The 1,915-nt window shown below is 68.5% G+C and carries 2 protein-coding genes and 1 pseudogene; 2 read left to right on the top strand and 1 reads right to left on the bottom strand.

The window, feature by feature from the left end:
* Nucleotides 1-140: pseudogene (locus ACXJKH_RS19515) on the bottom strand (FtsH protease activity modulator HflK); the annotation flags it as partial.
* A gap of 197 nt (nucleotides 141-337) precedes the next feature.
* Between ACXJKH_RS19515 and ACXJKH_RS19520 the strand changes: the two are divergent.
* Together ACXJKH_RS19520 and pilH are read left to right on the top strand one after the other, a co-directional pair.
* Nucleotides 338-1,333, top strand: a complete 996-nt coding sequence (locus ACXJKH_RS19520; RefSeq protein ID WP_457321855.1) for a YhdH/YhfP family quinone oxidoreductase — start codon at nucleotides 338-340, stop codon at nucleotides 1,331-1,333.
* Nucleotides 1,334-1,421: 88 nt separating this feature from the next.
* A complete protein-coding gene (pilH, locus tag ACXJKH_RS19525) occupies nucleotides 1,422-1,805 on the top strand; it encodes a twitching motility response regulator PilH (RefSeq protein ID WP_256775788.1) in 384 nt (127 codons plus the stop codon).
* Nucleotides 1,806-1,915 lie beyond the last annotated feature (110 nt).

Genomic DNA, 1,915 nt, shown 5'->3' on the forward strand with positions numbered 1-1,915 from the left:
CCATCGAACAGGTCCTTGAGTGGCCCGGGGAAACCGCCCCAACCGCCGCCATTGCCGCTACCGCGAGGTCCAAACGGACCCCGTCGATTCTCGTCGGGACCTTGTCCGCCCTTGTTGCCGCCGGGTGTATTCCAGGCCATGCACGCTCCATCAGTGAAAGGTTGCCTGCGGGTCATTCCGCACCGTCAACCGTAAATCCTGCTCGATTCTACAAGATGGGGCGGATTGACAGGATTGGAAGGGCCAAGCGGCAGCGGGTCGCGATTCATCCCCCCTGCCCCACGCCTGCCGGGCCGGAGCGGGTAAGGTGTTGCCTCCCTCCCCGTCAGGCATCTTCATGGCCATCCCCGCCCGGTTCAACGCCTTCCGCATCCACCACGACGACCGCGGCCACCACAGCGGCATCGAAGCGATGGGGCTGGACCAGCTCAGCCCCGGCGAGGTGGTGATCCGCGCGCAGTGGTCCTCGGTGAACTACAAGGACGCGCTGGCCGGGACGGGCAAGGGCCGGATCCTGCGCCGCTTCCCGCTGGTGGGCGGGATCGATGTGGCCGGTACGGTGGTCGCCTCGACCGATCCGGCATTTCGCGAGGGCGATGCGGTGCTGGCCACCGGCTGCGGGCTCAGCGAGACCCGCGACGGCGGCTACAGCCAGTACGTGCGCCTGGAATCGAGCGCGGTGATCGCCCAGCCGGCCGGGTTGAGCCCGCGCGAGGCCATGGTACTGGGCACCGCCGGCTTCACCGCGGCGCTGGCGCTGCTGCGCATGACCGACAACCGGCTCACCCCCGCGCAGGGTCCCTTGGCGGTGACCGGCGCCACCGGCGGGGTCGGCTCGCTGGCGGTGGACATCTTCAGCCGCGCCGGCTTCGAGGTACACGCCATCAGCGGCAAGGCCGACCAGGCCGACTACCTGCACGCCATCGGCGCCCGCCAGGTACTGCCGCGCGAGGTGCTGGCCACCTCCAAGCCGATGGAATCCCCCCGCTTCGGTGGTGGCCTGGACAATGCCGGCGGACCGATGCTGGCCAGCCTGCTGGCCCAGACCGTGCCCTATGGCAGCGTGGTCAGCGCGGGCCTGGCCGCCAGCCCGGCGCTGGAGATGACGGTGATGCCCTTCATCCTGCGCGGCGTCTCGCTGCTGGGCGTGTCGTCGGCGGCGGCACCGCGCGGGTTGCGCGAGCAGGTCTGGGAGAAGCTCTCCGGGGCATGGAAGCCGCGCCACCTTGACGCGATCTGCACGCGCGAAGTGGGTCTGGAGCAGGTACACGAGGTCTTCGACACGATGCTGGAAGGCGGGTCGCGCGGGCGTACCGTGGTGCGGATCGACTGAGCGTCGCAGGCAGGCGACGGACGGCAGGCCGGATGCTTCCGGCCTTGTGCGCGCAGCACTACACTGCGGGCATTACATGGGGAACAACATGGCACGCATTCTGATTGTCGACGATTCACCGTCGCAGCTGCTGGGGATACAGCGGATCGTCGAAAAGCTCGGGCACGAGATCCTGACCGCCACCGATGGCGCGGCGGGCGTGGAAGCCGCCAAGGCGCAGCTGCCCGACCTGGTGCTGATGGATGTGGTGATGCCAAACCTCAACGGTTTCCAGGCCACCCGTACACTGGCGCGCGATGCCACCACCAAGCACATTCCGGTGATCCTGGTGACCACCAAGGACCAGGACACCGACCGCATGTGGGGCATGCGCCAAGGTGCCAAGGCCTACATCACCAAGCCGTTCTCCGAAGACGAGCTGTCCGAAGTGCTGGAACGGGTCTTCAGCAACCAGGAACCGCCAGCGGCGTGATGCCGGCGCGGTGAGCCGCCCGGAGGGGAGCCGACCAATGGGCGGCTCCTACCTCGGCCGCCGCAGATGCACCGTGCCGGCGCGTACCTGCCGCTGGCCAGTGCACAACC

It is taken from the genome of Stenotrophomonas sp. P5_B8, from assembly GCF_054049855.1.